Source organism: Aurantimonas sp. (assembly GCF_964217435.1).
GTDB lineage: Bacteria > Pseudomonadota > Alphaproteobacteria > Rhizobiales > Rhizobiaceae > Aurantimonas > Aurantimonas coralicida.
The window spans coordinates 1-19,241 of record NZ_CAXPJM010000006.1 but is presented as its reverse complement, the minus strand read 5'-3'; the positions used below and the strand labels follow the sequence as shown (position 1 = coordinate 19,241).

Sequence of the window (19,241 nt, the reverse complement as noted above, 5' to 3'; positions counted from 1 at the left end):
CGGTTCGGCTCGACCTGAAACCGGTTTTCGGACGCCGATCGGGGGGCGCGCCGTCCATCCAGAACGGGTCAGTCCAACCCGAAAGGATCACCCCATGCCCCGTTCGCTTGTCGCCGCCGCCCTCCTTGCTGGCCTTACCGCTTCCGCTACCGCCGAACCGCTGGCCGGCTACGACCGGCTGACCGTTGCGGCGCCGCATCGCCCGGCGCCGCTCGCCGCCTCGCTCTGGTACCCGCTCGGCACCCCGACCTATCGCGGCATCGTCGGCGAGAACGCGGTATTCGAGGGCACCGAAGCCTATGTCGGCGCTGCCATTGCAGACGGTCGTTTCCCCCTCGTCCTCCTGTCGCACGGGTCGGGCGGCAACATGGACAATCTGTCCTGGCTGTCGGCGCAGCTTGCCGCCCGCGGCGCCATGGTGCTGGCGGTCAACCATCCCGGCAGCACCACCGGGGATTCCTCGCCGCGCCGGTCGATCCTTCTGAGCGAACGCGCCGCCGATCTGACGGCCGCGCTCGACGCCATCCTCGCCGATCCGGCCTTCGCACCGCATGTCGACGCGGCGCGGATCGCTTCGCTGGGCTTTTCCCTCGGCGGCGCGACGGCGCTGAACCTGGCCGGCGCGCGGCTCGATCGCCGGGCCTATCGCGACTATTGCGCCCGGCTCGGCGACCGCGCGGCCGATTGCTTGTTCTTCGCCAAGGGCGGGGTGGATCTCGCCGCCCTGCCCGAGGACTGGGAGCGCGACATGCGCGACGCGCGGATCGCCGCGGCGGTCGCCATCGATCCGGGCATGAGCTACGCGATCACGCCCGACAGCATCGCCGCGATGACCCTGCCGGTGCTGCTGGTCAATCTCGGCGACGAGACCCGCTGGCCGGCCATCGACGTCAGCGCCGCGGGCAGCGACCTCGTCGCCCGCCTGCCTGACGCCAGCCATGCGGCGGTCGCGCCGGGCAACCACTTCACCTTCCTCGCCGAATGCAAGCCGGAGGCGCCGGCCCTGCTGATCGCCGAGGGCGAGGACCCGATCTGCGACGAACCCGCCGGCACCGACCGGGCCCGCGCCCATGCCGAGATTGCCGCCCTCATCGCGGCCTTCCTCAGCCTCGACGCCGAGGCACAACCGGCCACAACGAACTGAGCCCAGCTTCACGAAGACACCGGAACGGGGGCGACGCCCCGGTTCCGGCCGTCGCGGCGATGCCGCTCAGCCGGCCGGCCGGATCATGTCGCGCAGCGGCTCCGCCGGACCCATGCGATGGGCAAGCCAGGCGAGGAAGGCAGCGACGGCGACGGCCGGAACGAGGCTGACCGCCTCGAAGGCGCCATGCGCCAGGGCGCCCAGCGTGGCGCCGGCCAGGAGGCCGGTCCACAGCAGGAGATACGGCACCCAGCCGAAGCGTTTGCCGCCAAGGCAGGCATTGGCGATGTGCTGGCCCAGCTTGACCAGCGTGCCGGTCATGTAGCTGACGCCGATGCTGACCTCGCCATTGCGCTGGAAGACGCAGTTCACCGTGCCCATCGCCGCCGCCAGCGTCAGCGAGGCGTAAGGCCGCCCGACGGTTGCGTCGAGGCCGGCCGCCACCGCCAGGAGCACCGCCACCTGGATCAACACGGCGGCCTTGCGGGCCGTGCCCGCCATATGCGCCGTCAGCGAACCTGCGACCACGCCGCCGACAAAGGCCGCGACGATCGCCAGCGCCAGCCCGGCAATGCCGGAGAGCTCGGCGAGCCCCACCGCCAGCCGGGTCGAATTGCCGCTCATGAAGGAGACGAACAGGCCGCCGAGCTTCAGAAAGCCGATCGCGTCGACATAGCCGGCGAGCGCCGCAAGGCAGGCGGCCAGGAACCAGCGGCGCGAATCGTAACGGGTCATGCGCCTGCCTGTCCCCGCCTCACCATCGACCGGCCCCCATCCTCACCCTAGCGCTTCAGGACGAACACCGCCTGCTGGCCGAACAGGTTCCAGAACGCCCAGGGCAGCTTCATGCCGATGCGCTGGCCGGTGGAGTTCAGCGCCATGGCCGTCTCTACCGTCGCGCCGACCTCCTCGGCCAGGGCAACGAAGTCGCGGATGGTGCAGAAATGGATGTTGGAGGTGTCGTACCAGGCCTGGTGCAGATTGCGGGTCACCGGCATGCGGCCGCGCAAAGCCACCCAGTAGCGGATCGACCAGTGACCGAAATTCGGGAAGGAGACGATCGCCCGGTTGCCGATGCGCAGGAGCTCCGACAGGACGAGCTTGGGATTGCGCGTCGCCTGGATGGTCTGGGACAGGATGACATAGTCGAAGGCGTCGTCCGGATAGTGGACGAGATCGCGGTCGGCGTCGCCCTGGATCACCGACAGGCCGCGCGCGACGCATTCGTTGACGCCGGGCTGGCTCAGCTCCATGCCGCGGCCGTCGACCTGCCGGCGCTGCTCCAGAAGCGCCAGCAGCGCGCCGTCGCCGCAGCCGATGTCGAGCACGCGGCTGCCCGGCGTGACGAGGTCGGCGATGATCTCCAGATCGACGCGCGTCGCCGCGTCCTTCGACACGCTCTCGCTGGTCGGCAGGGGTGCGTCGGCAAGCGCCATGGTCAAAGCCCCCGCGCCGTTGCGGCCGACGACACGAAGCCGTCGATGGCCGCGAAGAATTCCGGCTCGTCCAGAAGGAACGCGTCGTGGCCTCGATCGGTGTCGATCTCGACGAAGGAGACCGAGGCGGCGGCGGCGTTCAGGGCATGCACCACGGCGCGGTTCTCCTCGGTCGGAAACAGCCAGTCGGACGAGAAGGAGACCATGCAGAACCTTGTCTTCGACCCGCGGAAGGCGTTGGCCAGCCGGCCCTCATAGTCCCCGGCGATGTCGAAATAATCCATGGCGCGGGTCATGTAGAGATAGGAATTGGCGTCGAAGCGGTCGACGAAGGTCATGCCCTGGTGGCGCAGATAGCTCTCGATCTGGAAGTCGGCGTCGAAGCCGAAGCCGAGCTGGTCGCGGTCCTGCAGGTTGCGGCCGAATTTCCGCTGCAGGGCCATCTCCGACAGATAGGTGACATGGGCGGTCATGCGCGCCACGGCGAGCCCCTTGTGGGGCCGCTTGCCGAACTCGAAATAGCGCCCGCCCTGCCAGTCCGGATCGGCCATCACCGCCTGCCGGCCGACCTCGTGGAAGGCGATGTTCTGCGAGGAATGGCGCGCGCCGGTGGCGATCGGCAGCGCGGCGAAGACCCGCTCGGGATAGCTCACCGTCCATTGCAGCACCTGCATCCCGCCCATCGAGCCGCCGATCACGGCGAACAGCGTGTCGATGCCCAGCCGCGTCACCAGCATCGCCTGCGCCCGCACCATGTCGCGGATGGTGATCACCGGCAGGCCGAGGCCGTAGGGCTTGCCCGTCGCCGGGTCGATCGAGGCCGGGCCGGTCGAGCCCATGCAGCCGCCGATCACGTTGGAGCAGATGACGAAGTATTTCGACGTGTCGATCGGCTTGCCCTCGCCGATGATCGAGGACCACCAGCCGGGCTTGCCGGTCACCGGCGAGCGGCTGGCCGGATAATGGTCGCCGGTCAGGGCGTGGCAGACGAGGATGGCGTTCGACTTGTCGGCGTTCAGCGTGCCGTAGGTGTTGTAGGCGATCTGGAAGGGCGACAGATCGCGGCCGGCGTCCAGATGCAGCGGCTCGTCGGGGCCGAAACGGGCGACCGGGCTCGAGGGTTCGTTGGCCTCGCGGCTGCCGAGGGAATAGTCGAGCTGTTCGCGGGAAGGTTCGGCGCTCATGGGTCTTACCGGCTGCTTGATCGCTGGCGCGAAAGGGCGGGCTGTCCGGCACGTCTCGTGGTGCCGGCGCGTCGTTCGCTGCCACAGATACGCACTGGGAGGCGTCGCGGCAATCGCGGCGACGCGGCGGCCATGCCCGTTGGCCCGTCGCCGGCCCGTCGCGGGATGACTTTGCCAAGTGCGCGGCGGCCCGATACAAGCCCGACAGACTGTAGAGAATGGCGCGCGAGGGGCGCCGGAGGGGAGTGCCAGATAGATGAACGGACCCGCCAAGGCCGACCCGTCGCGGCTTGCCGAACTGAGAGCCAAGATCGACGCCATCGACGAGTCCGTGCACCGGCTTCTGATGCAGCGTGCCACCGTCATCGACGAGCTGATCGAGGTGAAGGGCACGGCCCGCAACGGCGCCGCCTTCCGCCCCGGCCGCGAGGCCGAGATGATGCGCCGGCTGGCCGGCCGCCACCAGGGCCATTTGCCGCTGACCGCCATCGAGCATCTGTGGCGCGAGATCATCTCCACCTTTACCGCCCTGCAGGCGCCGTTCGCCGTGCATGTCGCCGACGAGGGCGATCTCGTCGCGGCGGTCGAGACGGCGCGCTTCTATTTCGGCTTCTCCGTGCCGATGACCATCGACGGCTCCAGCCAGGACGTGATCGCGGCGATCGAGGACGGCGGCGACCGCCTCGGCATCGTGCCGATCGGTGCGGCCGGCCGGCCCTGGTGGCAGGGCTTCCGCTCGGCGCAGATCGTCGCACGGCTGCCCTTCTTCGACGCGCCGGGCCGTCCCGCCGGCACGCCCTGCCTCGTCGTCGCGCCGCCGCTGGCCGATCCGGTGCAGCCGGAAATCGCCTGTTACTGCGTCGACGGCCTGACCGGCATGGCGACGCCCGGCGACGGGGTCACGGTGATCGCCGAGGCGCCCTACGGCGCCGACCGCTTCAGCGCGCTGGTCGCCACGACCGGCGGCGAGGACGCGGTGAAGGCGGCAATGGGCGACGGTCTCGACATCCGGCCGGTCGGGGGCTATGCGGCTCCTTTCCGGCTGCCATCCTGACGACCATCGCGCCCACGCGCCCGGGCCGCCCGGGACGGCCGGACCGATCCCCGGATCGCGGCGCCTCCTGACGGGGCGTCCTCCGGGTCGTTGAATTGACGCGTCGGGCCCGCCGGAGCTGATCCGGCGCCAGGGGCCGACGCCGCAGCGAAAGAGTGCGGACGATGAGACCCGTTCCGACCAAGGGCGTCCTCGACATCGAGGCCTATGTCCCCGGCAAGAGCAAGGCGCCGGCCGGCGTGACGCTGCACAAGCTGTCGTCGAACGAGACGCCGCTCGGACCGCCGCCGGCGGCGCGCGAGGCGGCCGTGGCCGCGCTGACGCAGCTCGAGGTCTATCCCGACGGCCAGTCCTCCGCCCTCAAGGACGCCATCGCCGAGGTGCACGGTCTCGACGGCCGTCATATCCTGTGCGGCAACGGTTCGGACGAGCTGCTGGGGCTTCTGTGCCAGTGCTATCTGGCGCCCGGCGACGAGGCGATCCACACCGAGCACGGCTTCCTGGTCTACCGCATCCAGATCCTGGCGCGCGGCGCGACGCCGGTCGCGGTCAAGGAGACCAACGCCACCGCCGATGTCGACGCGATCCTCGCCGCCGTCACCGAGAAGACGAAGCTGGTCTTCCTCGCCAATCCGAACAATCCGACCGGCACCTATCTGCCCTTCGACGAGGTGCGGCGGCTGCATGCCGGCCTGCCCGGCAACGTCATCCTCGTCCTCGACGCCGCCTATGCCGAATATGTCCGGCGCAATGATTACGGCGCCGGCATCGAGCTGGTCTCGTCCTCCGAAAACGTCGTGATGACCCGCACCTTCTCCAAGATCTACGGCCTTGCCGGCCTCAGGATCGGCTGGATGTACGGGCCGGAGGCGATCGTCGATGCGCTGGACCGGGTGCGTGGCCCGTTCAACCTCAACGCCGCCGCCATCGCCGCGGGCGCCGCCGCGATCCGCGAGCGCGCCTTCGTCGAGAGCGCCGTCGACCACAATGCCCGCTGGCTGGAATGGACGACCGGCGCGCTGGAAGGTCTCGGCCTCACCGTGACGCCGAGCGTCGGCAATTTCGTCCTCGTCCATTTCCCCGACGAGCCGGGCCGCACCGCCGCTGACGCCGACGCCTTCCTGACGTCGAAGGGCTTCATCCTGCGCCGGGTCGCCGGCTACGGCTTTCCCAATGCGCTGCGCATGACCATCGGCACCGAAGAGGCCAATCGCGGCGCCGTCGCCGCCCTCGCCGATTTTCTCGGCCGGGGGCAGCCATGAGCGAGCCGCTGTTTCAGCGCGTCGCGCTGATCGGGATCGGCCTGATCGGCTCGTCGCTGGCGCACAATATCCGCGCCCGCAAGCTGGCCGGCCATGTCGCCATCACCACCCGCCGCGCCGCGACGCTCACGCGGGCCGAGGAACTGGGGCTGGGCGACAGCTACCATCTCGACGCCTCGGACGCGGTCCGCGATGCCGATCTCGTCATCCTGTGCGTGCCCGTCGGCTCCTGCGGCGCGGTCACCAAGGAGATCGCCGGCGCGCTGAAGCCCGGCGCCATCGTCAGCGATGTCGGCTCGGTGAAGGGCGCCATCGTCCAGCAGATGCAGCCGCATCTGCCAGGCCATGTGCATTTCGTCCCGGCCCATCCCATCGCCGGCACCGAGCAGTCGGGACCGGATGCCGGCTTCCTCGAACTGTTCGACAATCGCTGGTGCATCCTCACCCCGGTCGAGGGCACCGACGCGGACGCCGTCGCCAGGCTGCGCGCCTTCTGGGAGGCCTGCGGCTCGGACGTCGAGATCATGACGCCGGAGCACCACGACCTCGTGCTGGCGATCGTCAGCCACGTGCCGCATCTCATCGCCTACAACATCGTCGGCACCGCTGCCGATCTGGAGACGGTGACCCAGTCGGAAGTGGTGAAGTTCTCGGCCTCGGGCTTTCGCGACTTCACCCGTATCGCCGCCTCCGACCCGACCATGTGGCGCGACGTCTTCCTGACCAATCGCGACGCGGTGCTGGAGATGCTGGCACGGTTTTCCGAGGATCTCGCCTCCCTGCAGCGGGCGATCCGCTGGGGCGACGGCGAGACGCTGTTCGACCTGTTCACCCGCACCCGGGCGATCCGCCGCGGCGTCATCGAGGCCGGGCAGGACACCGCCAAGCCCGATTTCGGCCGCGACCATTCCCCGGCCCCGGCGGCAGCGCCCACCCCGACGCCGAAGGACTGATCACCGCAGCGGCGGGATCCGGCCGAGCGGAACGACGCCGGCGGCGACATTGCCGTTGCGCACATTGAGGCCGATGACGCTGCGGCCGTTCTCGGTGCGACCGGCAAAGGACAGCGCCGTGGCGATGGTCTGGGCCGGCGACGCAAGGTCCGGCGCGGCCGCCGCGACCAGCGCCGCGATGCGCGCGGGGTCCTGCACGGCGAGCTCGAAATCGCCGCTCAGGAGGCCGTCGACGCCCACCGAGAACTCGCCCGACAGCGCCATTTCCGCGTCGCCGAAATCGATCGACAGCATCCGCAGCGCGCCCTCGCGGCCGGCCATCAGCTCGCCCAGCGTCGCCCCGGCGGCCCGCCCGCCGAGCCAGTCCGCCGCGCCGCGGATGGTCAGGTCGAGACCGGCCGTCGCCGGCGGCACCTCTGAGAGTTGCGGCGCCAGGCTGCGGGTGTCGCGGCTCGACAGGGCGACGTCGAGATCGCCGGCGCGGCGCCGCAGATGCGCCTCGACCTGCGCGGCCTCGGCCAGCGGCAGGCGGTCGGCGGCCGGCTGGGTCAGCGCCACCACCGGCGCCTCGATCGTCAGCGCCGCCCGGTCGAGCCCCTCGGTCCAGAAGGACGCGCTCGCCTGCGCCAATTGCCAGCGCAGCTCCAGCGGCGGCGCGTCCGCCGTGTCGACGATCAGCGGCGCGTCGAGTTCGGCGACGACGCGGTTGGGCTGGTAGATCTGGGCGGCGGTGCGCAGCGCGCCGGACGTGGCGCGCACGCCGTCGCGCGGCGCGTCCAGCGTCACCGCGTCGCAGCGCAGGCCGAGCCGGAACGGATAGCCGAAGACCGCCTGGTTGGCGCAGTCGATCGCGGTGCCGCGCGACCGCGCATCCTCGATCACCCGGGCGACACGCGTGTCGAGCTGGTTCGCCAGATAGTACCAGGCGCCCGACAGGCCCGCCGCCAGAAGCACGACGATCGCGATGATCCAGAGATAGGCGCGACCGGCTTTCCCGGGGCCGCCGCTTGACGTCGCCATGGCGTTATCCTTTGAGGGCCCGACCGATATCGCGGACGGGCGGGGCATTTCGAGGGCAATGGACGATTTGTGGGTATTTGGCTACGGCTCGCTGATCTGGCGGCCGGGCTTCGACTTCACCGAACGCCTGCAGGCGCGGCTCGGCGGCTATCACCGGGCCCTGTGCGTGCGCTCCCACGTCCATCGCGGCACGCCGGAAAAGCCGGGGCTGGTCTTCGGCCTCGACCGGGGCGGCTCCTGCGTCGGCATGGCGTTCCGCGTGCCGGCCGCCGAGCGGGACCCCACCATCGCCTATCTGCGCGAGCGCGAGCTCGTCACCCATGTCTATCGCGAGATGACCCTGCCGGTCCGCCTCGCCGACGGCCGCAGCGTGCGGGCCCTGACCTATGTGGTCGATCGCGGCCACAGCCAGTATGCCGGCCGGGTCACGGTGGAGCATGCCGCCACGGTGGTGCAGCGCTCGCACGGCCAGTCCGGCGCCAATGTCGACTATGTCACCAGCGCCCTCGACCACATCCACGAGATGGGGCTGCGGGATTCCTGGCTCGAACAGGTGGTCGCACACCTCCATCGCTAGTCCCGCCACGCGCGCCTCAGACGTCGCGCGGGCCCTGCGACGCCGGCAGATGGCCGTCGCTGGCATAGGCCTCGGCCATCAGGTCAGCGGAGCGCGTCTCGATGGAATCGCGCAGATGCGACAGGAAATCGGAGCGGTTCAGGCCCGGTTCGATGACCGGCAGATAGTCGGCCCGGATCGTGCCGGGACGGCGCAGGAAGGCGTGGCGCGGCCAGTAGAGGCCGGAATTCAGCGCCACCGGCACGACCGGCACGCCGACATCCTCGTACAGCCGGAAGACGCCCTGGCGATAATCGGCGATCGCGCCGGGCGCGGTGCGCGTGCCTTCCGGGAAGATGACGATCTGCCGGCCCTCGGCGACGGCCTTGCGGGCGCCCTCGATCATCGAGGCGACGGCGCCGCCGCGCTTGGCCCGGTCGACCGGGATCATGCCCATATGGCCGGCCAGCCAGCCGAACAGCGGAATGCGCATCAGCTCCTTCTTCAGGATGAAGGTCGGCCGGTCGAGATCGGGGATGATGGCGAAGACGTCCCAGAAGGACTGGTGCTTGGCGGCGATGATCGACGGGCCCGCCGGCACATGCTCGATACCGGTGATCTTCGAGCGCACGCCACCGACATGCTCGAGCAGCCAGACGCTGGAGCGCGCCCAGTTCTTGACGACCCACCAGCCCGTCGCCTCCGAGCCGAAGAACATCAGCGGGCCGAGCACGATCATCTGGACGATCAGATTGAAGTAGAACAGCACGTTGAAGGCGAGCGAGCGGACGAAGATCATGGCTGGAAGCGCCTCCGGCATGGGTCGGCGCGGCAGGGACGGACAGGATGGCAGGCCGGCGACGTGCCGACGCCATACGACGTCGGGCGGCGAGAATCGAGGGGCTGGTCGGCGGCCGGCCTCAGGGATCGAGACCGGCGAGTTCGGTGGCGACGCTGTCGGTCTGGGCGACGCCGAAGACCAGCCGCACCCGGGCGGCGATCAGCTTGGCATATTCGGTCAAAAGCACGCGCAGCCCGGCGGTGTTGGGCATCAGCTCGGCCGACCACAGGTCGTCGCGGCGCACGGCATAGGGGGTCACGGAGCGCAGCTCGCCGATGCGGTCGAACTCGCGCAGCGAGCGCGGCATGTGATAGTCGCTGGTCACCAGGATGAGGTCGCGAAAGCCCTGCTCGCGCGCCCAGTTGCGGGCGATCTCGGCATTGCCCACCGTGTTCAGCGCGGCGTAGTCGAGATCGACGCAGCAGGCGAAGAGATCGCGGTCGGTGTCGGTCATGCGGGCCAGCGTCGCGGCGCTGGTGCCCGGATTGACGCCGCTGATCAGGAGCCGCCGGCCGCGCCCCTCCTTCAACAGGTCGATCGCCTGGTCGATGCGCAGCGCTCCGCCGGTCAAAACGACGATGCCGTCCGCCGCGCCGATCGGCGCCGGCTTGGCCAGGAGGCTCACCTCCTCGGCAAAGCGCACGAAGCCGCCGGCCAGATAGCCGCCCAGAAGCACGCCGACGAGGACCGCCGCAAGGCACAGCCGCCGTACGCCCCTCGGCATCCAGCGATGCGACCGGCGCACCGGTTTGTCGCCGGGCGCGTCGCGGCCGGGGCCGGAAGAATGGGGGTGGGCCGATGACGCTAGGATCATCGGATCATGTTCCTCTCGGAATGCGACATCGCTTTGTCCGTGTCCTCGTCCTGAGACGCAGTCTTTCCAGTCCAGGGTTAACCGGACCTTACCGCTCGACCGGCGAGATCATGTCGATCTCGGCGAGATGACGGACCACAGTAAGGCGAGATGTAAACGCCGTCAGCCCTCCCACGGTTGCAACCAGGGCGACGACGCCGACATAGCCGATCCAGCCGATGGAGAAGGACCCGAACAGGGCGCTGATCTGGTCGGCCTCGGGGGTCGCGGTGTTGCTGGCCGTCCAGAACCCCATCATCGCGAAGAGGACGAGCGCCGTGGCCCCGCCGATCACCGCGCCGACGAGGCCGAGCCGCAGGAAATGCCGCTCGAACTCCCGCGCGATGAAGGAGGAGCGGGCGCCGACGAAATGCAGCACCTCGATGATGTGGCGGTTGCCGGACATCGCCCCGCGGGTGGCGAAGACCACGGTCAGGGTCGTGGCCACCAGCACCAGCGTCAGGACGCCGACGCCGACCAGCACCGTCGCCCGCGCCATGGTCACCAGCCGCGACACCCAGGCGCGGTGATCGTCGAGCTCGGAGGCCGGCACCTCGCTCTGCAGGCGCGCCACGAGGGCGACGAAATCGGGCGGCGAATCCTGGTCGATGGAGATGATCACCAGCCGCGGGACCGGCAGATCGTCGAGATTGAGCCCGTCGCCCAGCCAGGGCTCCAGCAGCCGGCCGGTGGCGGCGTCGTCGAGAATGGTCGCGCCGGTGACCCCGGGCGTCGTCAGCGCGATGCGCCGCACGTCGGCCAGCGCCGCGGCCATGTCGACGCCGTCGTCGGGCAGCACCTGCACGGTGATCTCGCGGGAGATGTCGTTCTGCCACTGGGAGGCCGTGTCGGAGACCAGCGTCACCGCGCCGACGGTCAGGCTCGCCAGGAAGGTCATGATGGCGATGACCGTCATCAGCGCCCGGCCTGCGACATTGGCGCGCGGCACGATCGGCGCCGGCCTGTCCTCGCCGGTCCGGCCGACGAGCCGCAGCACATATTCGCGCAGGTCGATCCAGTGGTCGGCGAGATCAATCATAGATGTCGAGGCGTCCGTCCGAGAGGACCAGGCGGCGCGCGGCCACCTGCTCCATCAGGTCGAGATCGTGGGTGGCGATGACCACCGCGGTGCCGGTGCGGTTGAGCTCCATGAACAGGCGCAGCAGACGGCGGGCCAGCGGCGGATCGACATTGCCGGTCGGCTCGTCGGCCAGGAGGATATCCGGCTGGTCGATCAGCGCCCGGGCAATGGCCGCGCGCTGCTTCTCGCCGCCCGACAGCACCACCGGCGAGGCATGCAGCCGTTCGCCGAGCCCGACCCATTTGATCAGGTCGATCACGTCCTGCCGGTAGGAAGCCTCCTCGCGGCCGCGCACCCGCAGCGGCAGCGCGACGTTCTCGTAGGTCGACAGATGCTCCAGCAGGCGGAAATCCTGGAAGACGACGCCGATGCGCCGGCGGATCGACGGCAGGTCGGTGCGCGACAGGGTCGAGGCGTCGCGGCCGAGAACCGTGATCAGGCCGCGGGTCGGCTTCAGCGCCAGGAACAGCATGCGCAGCAAGCTGGTCTTGCCGGCGCCCGACGGGCCGGTCAGGAACTGGAAGGACTGGCGCTTCACCTCGAAGGACAGATCGCGCAGCACCTCCGGCCCCATGTCGTATCGAAGCCCGACATTCTCGAACCGAATCACTGCGCAAAGCCCCTGTCTTGTCGCCCTCGATCATCCAGATGCACCGGACTTGTGGTGAATGTTGGCCGTCCTAACCGGCGCGCGCCGTGACGGCCACCCCGCAGCCGGATTCACGGTTTGTTAAGCATAAATCCTTACCGATTGCTGAACGCCGAAGCACAGAGGATGCGATGACCGACTTTCGCACCAACGCTGACACGCGCCGGGCTCCCCGCCGCGTCATCACCATCGACGGCGAGGCCGAGATCGTCGGCCGCCAGGCGCTGCCGCGCCATGCCTCGACGCTGCGCCAGATCGCCCACGAGCCGACGGCAAGCGAAGCGATGCCCGCACCCGGCGCGCGGCCCTTCGGACGCCGGGCGAGCTGCCATGGCCATGGCAGCTTTCCCGACGCCGCCGCCGAAGAGCGCGACCTGCTGCGTCAGGCGTTCCTCTTGTCGCGCCACGCCTCCCGGCCCGCACAGGACGCTCCGGCCCGCTCCTCCCTTGCCGCGCGCGCCCGGCGGCTCAGTCCCGGCCGCGCCGTCCTTGTCGTCGGCGGCTTCCTGATCGGTCTTCTCGCCGCGCCGGTCCTCCTCCTGTCGATGCCCGCGTCGCCGGTCGCCGCGCCCTTTGCGGTCACCAGCGCCTCGGGCCTCGTCCTGCGCAATGTCGATGCCAGTGTCGTGCCGCGCGGCAGCGGCGCCGTCCTGTCGGTCGCCGGCGTCATCGCCAACGACACCGCCGGCCCGCTGACCGTCCCCACGCTCCGCATCGCGCTGACCGATGCCGGCGGCATCACCCGCAGCAAGCCGCTGAACGCGCAGATTTCCGCCCTGCCGGCCGGACAATCGGTGCGATTCCTCTCGGCACTGGCGGTCGCGGATGATACAGCGGGCGACATCAGGGTCGAATTCGAAGACACAGGAGCGGCTGACCGGTGATTACCGTCCGCGGCAAACAGATCGAGCCGCTCTACAGCGTCGAGGAAATCGCGAAGACCGTCGACCGGGTCGCCGGCGAGATCGCCGCCGTGCCGGCCAAGGATCTTCTGGTCATCTCGGTGCTGAAGGGCTCCTTCGTCTTCGCCGCCGACCTGATCCGCGCCCTGCACCATGCCGGGCTTGCGCCCGAGGTCGAGTTCATCTCCCTGTCGAGCTACGGCGCCGGCACCGAACCCGGCGAGATCCGCGTCCTGCGCGACGTGGAGAGCGAGGTCGCCGGCCGCACGGTGCTGCTCATCGACGACATTCTGGAATCGGGCCGCACGGTGAAATTCGCCCGCGACCTGATGCTGTCGCGCGGTGCCGCCGAGGTGCCGATCGCGGTCCTGCTCGACAAGCCGATGCGCCGCAAGGCGGATATCGAGGCCGATTATGTCGGCTTTTCCTGCCCCGACCAATTCGTCGTCGGCTACGGCATGGATGTCGGCCACGCCTTTCGCGAACTGCCTTTCGTCGGCCGCGTCGTCGACTGACGACGCCCGTTCTCGCCTGCCGAACGACCGCCCGAGCGGCCGCCGCCATCCGGCTGCGACGATCGAAAGCCTCGACACGCAAGCTTTGCGCAAGGATTGTGCCTTAGAAGCGCAATTTGGTGTTGCGTAGGCAGACGATGGGAGGCCCCTCTTGGCGAGGATTCTGATCGCGGAAGACGACGCCGGCGTTCGCCTCCTGGTTTCGCGGGCGCTCGGGCTGGAAGGTCACGAGGTGACCGTCGCCGAAGACGGCGAAATGGCGCTGGACGTCCTGGTCGAACGGGACGGCGCCTTCGACTTCGTCCTGTCCGACATCCGCATGCCCTGCCTCACCGGCATCGAGCTCGCCCACGAGATCGCCGCCTCCTGGCCGCATCTGCCGGTGCTCCTGATGACCGGCTATGCCGAGCAGATGGAAGCGGCCGAGGATCTGACCGCGATCATCGAGGGCGTGGTGGAAAAGCCGTTCTCGATCGCCGAACTGCGCCGCGAGGTCGCTCGCATCCTGGCCGAACGCGCTGCACAAAAGGGCGACACGGCCGACGCCCCCACCGCACCGCATATCCGCCGCTGCGCCTGACGCTACCGCGAATACAGCCGGGCTCTATCCCTGACATTCGATGAAAAGCACCGCCGCGGCGCCGAGGCGTCGCAGCGGCGATGTCGCCTGACGGCCGGTCCGCCTCAGGGCGTCTCGAGCAGCCGCTCCAGATAGTCCCGCTCCATCTGCGGCGACAGCGCGTCGCCGAGCCGGTTGCGGATCGCGTCGAGGATCTCGCGGGCCCGCTCGGTGTCGATCTCGTCCGGCACGCCGACATCCTGCCCGAAATCGGGACCTTGGGTCTGGCGCTGGCGGCCCAGCGGGTCGCGGCCGGAGCGCTGCTGGGCGCCGTTGAAGCCCTGCCCCATCTGGCCGCCCTGTCCCTGCATGCCCGGCTGGCCCTGCCCCTGCTGCATGGCCTCCTGCATCTGCTGCATCATGTCCTGGGCGCCGCGGCGCATGGCCTCCATGGCGCGGCCCTGCTGGCCCACCGCCTCGCCGTCCTCGCCCTCGCCCAGCGCGCCCTCGGCCTTGCCCATCGCCTCGCCGGCCTCGCCGAAGCCTTCCGACGGCTCCATGCCCATGCCCTGCATCTGCTCCTGCAGCGCCTGCAATTCTTCCTGAAGCTGGCCCTGCTGCTCCTGCAGCTGCTTCATCATCTCGCGCAGCTGTTCGGCCGTCATCGGCTCGCCCTGTTCGCCCTGCTGGCCTTCCTGCCCCTGTTGGCCCTGCTGACCCTGCTGCTGCTCGCGCTCGATCTGGCGGCGGCCGAGATCGAAGGTCTCGTCCATCAGCTGCTGCTGGCGCTGCAGCAATTCGCCCATCTTGTTCATCTGCTGCTGCATGGCGTTCTGTTCGCCATTCTGCGGCTGCTGGCCGGGGCGCATGGCCTGCAGATTGTCCATCATCTGCTGCAGTTCGGAGAGAAGCTGCTGGGCCGCCTCCTTGGAGCCGGACTTCGCCAGATCCTCGATGCGGTCCATCATCCGCTGCAGATCCTGCGGCCGCAGCTCCTGCATGTCGCCGGCCTGCATCTGGTCCTGGTTCATCGGCGGCTGATTCCGCATCGCCTCGGCCAGCGCCTGCATGTATTCCTGCATCGCCTCGCGCAGTTCCTGCATCAGCTGGTCGATCTCGGCATCCGACGCGCCGTTCTCCAGCGCTTCGGAGAGCTGCTCGCGGGCATCGCGCAGCCGCCGTTCGGCGAGCGACAGATTGCCGTCCTCGATGCCCAGCGCGATCTCCCACATGAAGTCCACCGCCGAGACCAGCGCGGCGTCGTCATAGGCGGTGGCGATGCGGGTGCGCACGGCCTTCAGCGCCAGATAGGTCGCCGGGCTCTCGATGAATTCGTCGCCGCGCAGGGTCACCGCGTCGAGCATCTGGACGACGCGGGCCGTGCTGTCGGCGTCCAGCGCCAGGATGCGCCGCTGCTCGACCACGGCGCGGGCCAGCGGGTTGGAGAAGCGCCGCTCGGGCAGCGTCAGGCTCAGCGCCTCCGAGCGGCCCTCCTGCCCGGCATCGTCCACCGCGACGAGGGTCATCGCCACCTCGGCCCCGGCATAGGGGCTTTCGGTCAGATCGGCACTGGTGCGGCCCTCGGCCGTGCCCTTGGTGCGGCGCGGCAGCGCCAGCCGGATCTCCGGTGGTGCGATCAGCGGCCGCGCATCCTCCGGCACGATGTCGTCCGTGACGGCGATCGCGGCATTGGCCTGCCGCACGCCGTAATCGTCGGTGACCTTGTAGGTGAGCTGCAGCGCGCCGTTGCGCGCCACGCCCGGCTCGCCCTCGAAGGCGATCTCGGGGTCGAGGTCCGGCGTCACGTCGAAGCGCCAGCGGCCGAGGGTGGAGAAGGTGGTGGTCAGCGCCGCCTCGCCCGGCATGTCGAGGGCATAGGCATATTCGCGCGGGCCGGCCGGGACGTCGGCCTCGGCCTCGGCATCGCCGGTCGCGGCAGCGTCCGCGACCTCGCCCTCGTCATCGGTGACCGGTGCGATGGCGATCGGCTCGGCGCCGGCCGGGGTGAAGCTCAGTTCGGCGTTCGAGCCGTCGGAAATCCGCACCTCCAGCTCGCTGCCCTCGGGCACGGTCATGGGCGCGTCCGAGGCGCCGACATCGGTCAGGAAGATCGGCGCGCGGCCGGTATAGGCCGGCGGCGTCACCCAGGCGTCGACCCGCGCCGAGGCGACGCTGTCGGCGGCATCCGGCGCCAGCGCATCGACGACGCGGCCGCCGCCCGGTCCGAAGGAAAAGGCGAAGGCGGTGACCAGCAGCAGCGCCACCAGCGCGCGCAGGCCATAGGGATCGATCCGCTCGGTGCGGGTGGCGGGCGCACCGCCGCTGAGATCGCGCAGCCGCTCGGCCATGCGGCGCTGATGGGCGCGCCACAGCGCGGCGGCAAAGGGGTCGGCGCCGACGGCGCGCTGGTCCTGCGCCTGCAGTGGCTGGTGGTCCAGCCGGCTCGCCCCCTCGATGCGCGCATCCACCGCGGTGGCTGTCGGCAGCCGCAGGCCGCGATTGCGCCACAGTGCCGCAAGGCCGAGCCCTGCGAGAATCGCGATCACCGCAACGCGGGCGAGGAAGGGCAGCGCGGCGAACAGGCCGAACCAGGCGAGGATCAGGAAGACCGCGACGAGGCAGGCGAGCGCCAGCACCAGCGGCCAGGCGCGCTCGATCAGAAGCGCCGCCCAGGCCATGCGCCGCGTCGCCGCGACACGCCCGGACGCGGTCCAGTCGCTCTGCCGCTCGTGTCGCGCCATGGGGCCAGCCTCGTTCGTCGCAAGTTTCAGCGAGCGTAACAGTTTTTACGGCGAAGACGAGGCGGGTGACGCAGCTGTGAAGCGGCCAATGGCCTCAGTCGTCGCCGCCCAGCCAGGGGGGCAGACGGTCCAGCGCGATCATCTCGTCGATGGTCTGGCGCGGCCGGATGGCGTGGAAGGCATCGCCCTTGACCAGCACCTCGGCGATCAGCGGCCGGGAATTGTAGGTGCCCGACTGGACCGCCCCATAGGCGCCGGCCGACGACAGGTAGACGAGGTCGCCGGCCTTCACCGCCGGAATGTCGCGGGCGCGGGCGAAATAGTCGCCGCTCTCGCAGACCGGGCCGACCACGTCGGCGACGAGGCGCGGCGCGTCCGGGTCGTCGAGCACCGGATGGATGTCGTGCCAGGCGTCGTACAGGGTCGGGCGGATCAGGTCGTTCATGCCGGCATCGACGATGACGAAGGTCTTGCCCTCGGCTTCCTTCACATAGACCACCCGGGTGACCAGGATGCCGGCATTGGCGGCGATCAGCCGGCCCGGCTCGAACACCACCTTGCAGTCGAGGTCGCGGACATGGCGCTTGACGATCTCGGCATAGGCGGGCGGGGCCGGCGGCGGGGTGTTGGTGCGGCTGTAGGGCACGCCGAGGCCGCCGCCGAGATCGACATGGGCGATGTCGTGGCCGGCGTCGCGCAGCCGCCGCACCAGGCCCGCCAGCCGCTCGAAGGCCTGGTCGAAGGGCTCCAGCTCGACGATCTGGCTGCCGATATGCATGTCGATGCCCGACACCGCGATGCCCGGCAGGGCGCGGGCCCGATCGTAGACCGCCTCCGCTCGCTCATAGGCGATGCCGAACTTGTCGGACTTCTTGCCGGTGGAGATCTTGGCGTGGGTGCGCGCGTCGACGTCGGGATTGATGCGAAACGAGACATGCGCCGTGCGCCCGGCCGCCACGGCCCGGGCCGAGATCATCTCGAGCTCCGGCTCCGATTCGATGTTGAAGCAGAAGATGCCCGAGGCCAGCGCCAGGTCGATCTCCGGCACGCTCTTGCCGACGCCCGAGAACATGATCTTCTCGGCCGGGATGCCGGCCCGCAGCGCCCGCAGCAATTCGCCGCCCGACACGACGTCGGCGCCGGCGCCGAGCGCGGCCAGCGTCTTCAGCACCGCCTGGTTGGAATTCGCCTTCATGGCGTAGCAGACCAGCGCGTCGATATCGGCGAAGGCCTCGGCGAACACCGTGTAGTGGCGCGTCAGCGTCGCGGTCGAATAGCAGTAGAAGGGCGTGCCCACGTCATGGGCGATCGTTTCGACGGAGACGTCCTCGGCATGCAGGACGCCGTCGCGGATTTCGAAATGGTTCATGGCAGGTCAGACGGCACTCGGAAGAGGGGCGGAAACGGCTCAGTTCAGCAGCGGATCGAGGATGAAGCCGCTGCTCGTGGCGCCCTTGTTGCGGCTCACCTCGGCCGGTCCGATGGCGGTGTCGTCCTGGATGCGCGAGACGCGCACGGCGCCCGCCGCCGAGCCCGCCGTGCCGAAGCCGCTGCTGGCGTTGTTGGCAGCCACCGCGTCGGCGCCGGCCGATGCCCCGGTCTGCCCGGAGGACGGCGCCACCGGATTGTTCTTGATGCCGCAGCCCGCCAGCATCGCCGTTGCGGCGACGAGCAGCAGCGGCAGATAGGTCCGGCTCGATCGAATGGTCATGTCGTCACCCCTCGCCGCGTCCCGGCGTCAGCTTCCCCGTCAGCGGTCATAGCGATTTCCCGGCGGAAAATCACCACCGCCGCGATCGTCATCGCGCGTCGCTTGCCATCCGCTCGCGCCAATAGGCGACCTGCGCCCGCACATTGGCCGGCGCGGTGCCGCCGAAGCTGGTGCGGCTGTTGACCGAGGCGTCGACGCCGAGCACCGAGAACACCGCCTCGCCGATCCGCGCATCCAGCTCCTGCAGGCTGTCCAGCGGCAGTTCCTCCAGCCCGACGCCGCGCGCCTCAGCGAGGGCAACGGCCCGGCCGGTGACGTGATGGGCCTCGCGGAACGGCATGCCGAGTTCGCGCACCAGCCAGTCGGCCAGGTCCGTCGCGGTGGAGAAGCCGTGGCCGGCCGCCTTGCGCATCGCCTCGGTCTGGATGGTCATGTCGCGCACCATGCCGGTGGCCGCCGCCAGCGCCAGGGCCAGCGAATCGATGGCGTCGAAGACCTGTTCCTTGTCTTCCTGCATGTCCTTGGAGTAGCTGAGCGGCAGGCCCTTCATCACGGTCAGCAGCGAGATCAGCGCGCCGTTGATGCGGCCCGGCTTGGCGCGCACCAGTTCGGCGGCGTCCGGGTTCTTCTTCTGCGGCATGATGGAAGAGCCGGTGGTGAAGGCGTCGCTGAGGCTGATGAAGGCGAAGCGGTCCGACATCCACATCACGATCTCCTCCGCCAGTCGGCTGAGATGGATCGCGTGGATCGATCCGGCGGCCAGGAATTCCAGAATGAAAT

20 protein-coding genes are annotated in these 19,241 nt (G+C 69.7%); 8 read left to right on the top strand and 12 right to left on the bottom strand.

Annotated elements, in window-relative coordinates:
• Positions 1-94 precede the first annotated feature (94 nt).
• Positions 95-1,144: an alpha/beta hydrolase family protein gene (locus ACEQX1_RS02360; protein WP_370196471.1), complete on the top strand. Its 1,050-nt coding sequence runs from the start codon at positions 95-97 to the stop codon at positions 1,142-1,144.
• A gap of 66 nt (positions 1,145-1,210) precedes the next feature.
• Here the strand turns inward: ACEQX1_RS02360 and ACEQX1_RS02355 are convergent, their stop codons facing one another.
• The 3 genes from ACEQX1_RS02355 to ACEQX1_RS02345 are packed head-to-tail and all read right to left on the bottom strand — an operon-like array spanning position 1,211 to position 3,764.
• On the bottom strand, positions 1,211-1,879 hold the full coding sequence (locus ACEQX1_RS02355; protein ID WP_370192692.1) for a YoaK family protein: 669 nt from the start codon (positions 1,877-1,879) through the stop codon (positions 1,211-1,213).
• A gap of 47 nt (positions 1,880-1,926) precedes the next feature.
• Positions 1,927-2,580 (bottom strand): methionine biosynthesis protein MetW, encoded by a 654-nt coding sequence (metW, locus tag ACEQX1_RS02350; RefSeq protein WP_155898416.1) that lies wholly within the window; start codon positions 2,578-2,580, stop codon positions 1,927-1,929.
• 2 nt (positions 2,581-2,582) lie between these two features.
• On the bottom strand, positions 2,583-3,764 hold the full coding sequence (locus ACEQX1_RS02345; RefSeq protein WP_024349867.1) for a homoserine O-acetyltransferase: 1,182 nt from the start codon (positions 3,762-3,764) through the stop codon (positions 2,583-2,585).
• Positions 3,765-4,020: 256 nt separating this feature from the next.
• Here ACEQX1_RS02345 and pheA point away from each other — a divergent pair, with 256 nt between their 5' ends.
• The 3 genes from pheA to ACEQX1_RS02330 all read left to right on the top strand — a co-directional run bounded on the left by pheA (position 4,021) and on the right by ACEQX1_RS02330 (position 7,033).
• Positions 4,021-4,818: a chorismate mutase gene (pheA, locus tag ACEQX1_RS02340; RefSeq protein WP_188075928.1), complete on the top strand. Its 798-nt coding sequence runs from the start codon at positions 4,021-4,023 to the stop codon at positions 4,816-4,818.
• Positions 4,819-4,982: 164 nt separating this feature from the next.
• On the top strand, positions 4,983-6,080 hold the full coding sequence (gene hisC / locus ACEQX1_RS02335; protein ID WP_370192690.1) for a histidinol-phosphate transaminase: 1,098 nt from the start codon (positions 4,983-4,985) through the stop codon (positions 6,078-6,080).
• Complete coding sequence (locus ACEQX1_RS02330; protein WP_370192688.1) at positions 6,077-7,033, top strand: prephenate/arogenate dehydrogenase family protein; 957 nt, start codon at positions 6,077-6,079, stop codon at positions 7,031-7,033. The genes hisC and ACEQX1_RS02330 overlap by 4 nt, the downstream gene beginning before the upstream one ends.
• On the opposite strand, the gene ACEQX1_RS02325 is transcribed toward ACEQX1_RS02330, so the two are convergent.
• Positions 7,034-8,053, bottom strand: a complete 1,020-nt coding sequence (locus tag ACEQX1_RS02325; RefSeq protein ID WP_370196470.1) for a DUF2125 domain-containing protein — start codon at positions 8,051-8,053, stop codon at positions 7,034-7,036.
• On the opposite strand from ACEQX1_RS02325, the gene ACEQX1_RS02320 reads away from it, so the two are divergent.
• Entirely contained in the window at positions 8,052-8,630 is a 579-nt protein-coding gene (locus tag ACEQX1_RS02320) for a gamma-glutamylcyclotransferase (RefSeq protein WP_372521418.1), read from the top strand. The genes ACEQX1_RS02325 and ACEQX1_RS02320 overlap by 2 nt on opposite strands.
• A 16-nt stretch (positions 8,631-8,646) precedes the next feature.
• On the opposite strand, the gene ACEQX1_RS02315 is transcribed toward ACEQX1_RS02320, so the two are convergent.
• The 4 genes from ACEQX1_RS02315 to ftsE form a co-directional block, all read right to left on the bottom strand.
• Entirely contained in the window at positions 8,647-9,408 is a 762-nt protein-coding gene (locus ACEQX1_RS02315) for a lysophospholipid acyltransferase family protein (RefSeq protein WP_370196469.1), read from the bottom strand.
• A 121-nt stretch (positions 9,409-9,529) separates the two neighbouring features.
• Positions 9,530-10,264 carry a YdcF family protein gene (locus ACEQX1_RS02310; protein WP_009210742.1) on the bottom strand — a complete coding sequence of 245 codons (735 nt, stop codon included), beginning with the start codon at positions 10,262-10,264 and terminating at the stop codon, positions 9,530-9,532.
• A gap of 88 nt (positions 10,265-10,352) precedes the next feature.
• The gene (locus ACEQX1_RS02305) at positions 10,353-11,342 is read right to left on the bottom strand and encodes an ABC transporter permease (RefSeq protein ID WP_187391407.1); all 990 of its coding nucleotides are present in this window, start codon (positions 11,340-11,342) and stop codon (positions 10,353-10,355) included.
• Positions 11,335-11,994 carry a cell division ATP-binding protein FtsE gene (gene ftsE / locus ACEQX1_RS02300; protein WP_024349859.1) on the bottom strand — a complete coding sequence of 220 codons (660 nt, stop codon included), beginning with the start codon at positions 11,992-11,994 and terminating at the stop codon, positions 11,335-11,337. Before ftsE ends, ACEQX1_RS02305 begins: the two co-directional genes overlap by 8 nt.
• 170 nt (positions 11,995-12,164) lie before the next feature.
• On the opposite strand from ftsE, the gene ACEQX1_RS02295 reads away from it, so the two are divergent.
• The 3 genes from ACEQX1_RS02295 to ACEQX1_RS02285 all read left to right on the top strand — a co-directional run bounded on the left by ACEQX1_RS02295 (position 12,165) and on the right by ACEQX1_RS02285 (position 14,030).
• A complete protein-coding gene (locus ACEQX1_RS02295; protein ID WP_370196468.1) occupies positions 12,165-12,917 on the top strand; it encodes a hypothetical protein in 753 nt (250 codons plus the stop codon).
• On the top strand, positions 12,914-13,450 hold the full coding sequence (hpt, locus tag ACEQX1_RS02290; protein ID WP_009210746.1) for a hypoxanthine phosphoribosyltransferase: 537 nt from the start codon (positions 12,914-12,916) through the stop codon (positions 13,448-13,450). The genes ACEQX1_RS02295 and hpt overlap by 4 nt, the downstream gene beginning before the upstream one ends.
• A gap of 151 nt (positions 13,451-13,601) precedes the next feature.
• Entirely contained in the window at positions 13,602-14,030 is a 429-nt protein-coding gene (locus ACEQX1_RS02285) for a response regulator (protein WP_277023877.1), read from the top strand.
• 104 nt (positions 14,031-14,134) lie between these two features.
• Here ACEQX1_RS02285 and ACEQX1_RS02280 read toward each other — a convergent pair whose 3' ends face one another.
• The 4 genes from ACEQX1_RS02280 to argH all read right to left on the bottom strand — a co-directional run.
• Positions 14,135-16,750, bottom strand: a complete 2,616-nt coding sequence (locus ACEQX1_RS02280) for a TIGR02302 family protein (protein WP_370196467.1) — start codon at positions 16,748-16,750, stop codon at positions 14,135-14,137.
• A 94-nt stretch (positions 16,751-16,844) separates the two neighbouring features.
• Positions 16,845-18,119 (bottom strand): diaminopimelate decarboxylase, encoded by a 1,275-nt coding sequence (lysA, locus tag ACEQX1_RS02275; protein WP_370194120.1) that lies wholly within the window; start codon positions 18,117-18,119, stop codon positions 16,845-16,847.
• A 39-nt stretch (positions 18,120-18,158) separates the two neighbouring features.
• On the bottom strand, positions 18,159-18,461 hold the full coding sequence (locus ACEQX1_RS02270) for a hypothetical protein (protein ID WP_230784950.1): 303 nt from the start codon (positions 18,459-18,461) through the stop codon (positions 18,159-18,161).
• 88 nt (positions 18,462-18,549) lie between these two features.
• Positions 18,550-19,241: argininosuccinate lyase (gene argH / locus ACEQX1_RS02265; RefSeq protein WP_370196466.1), on the bottom strand; the 692-nt coding region annotated here is incomplete at its 5' end.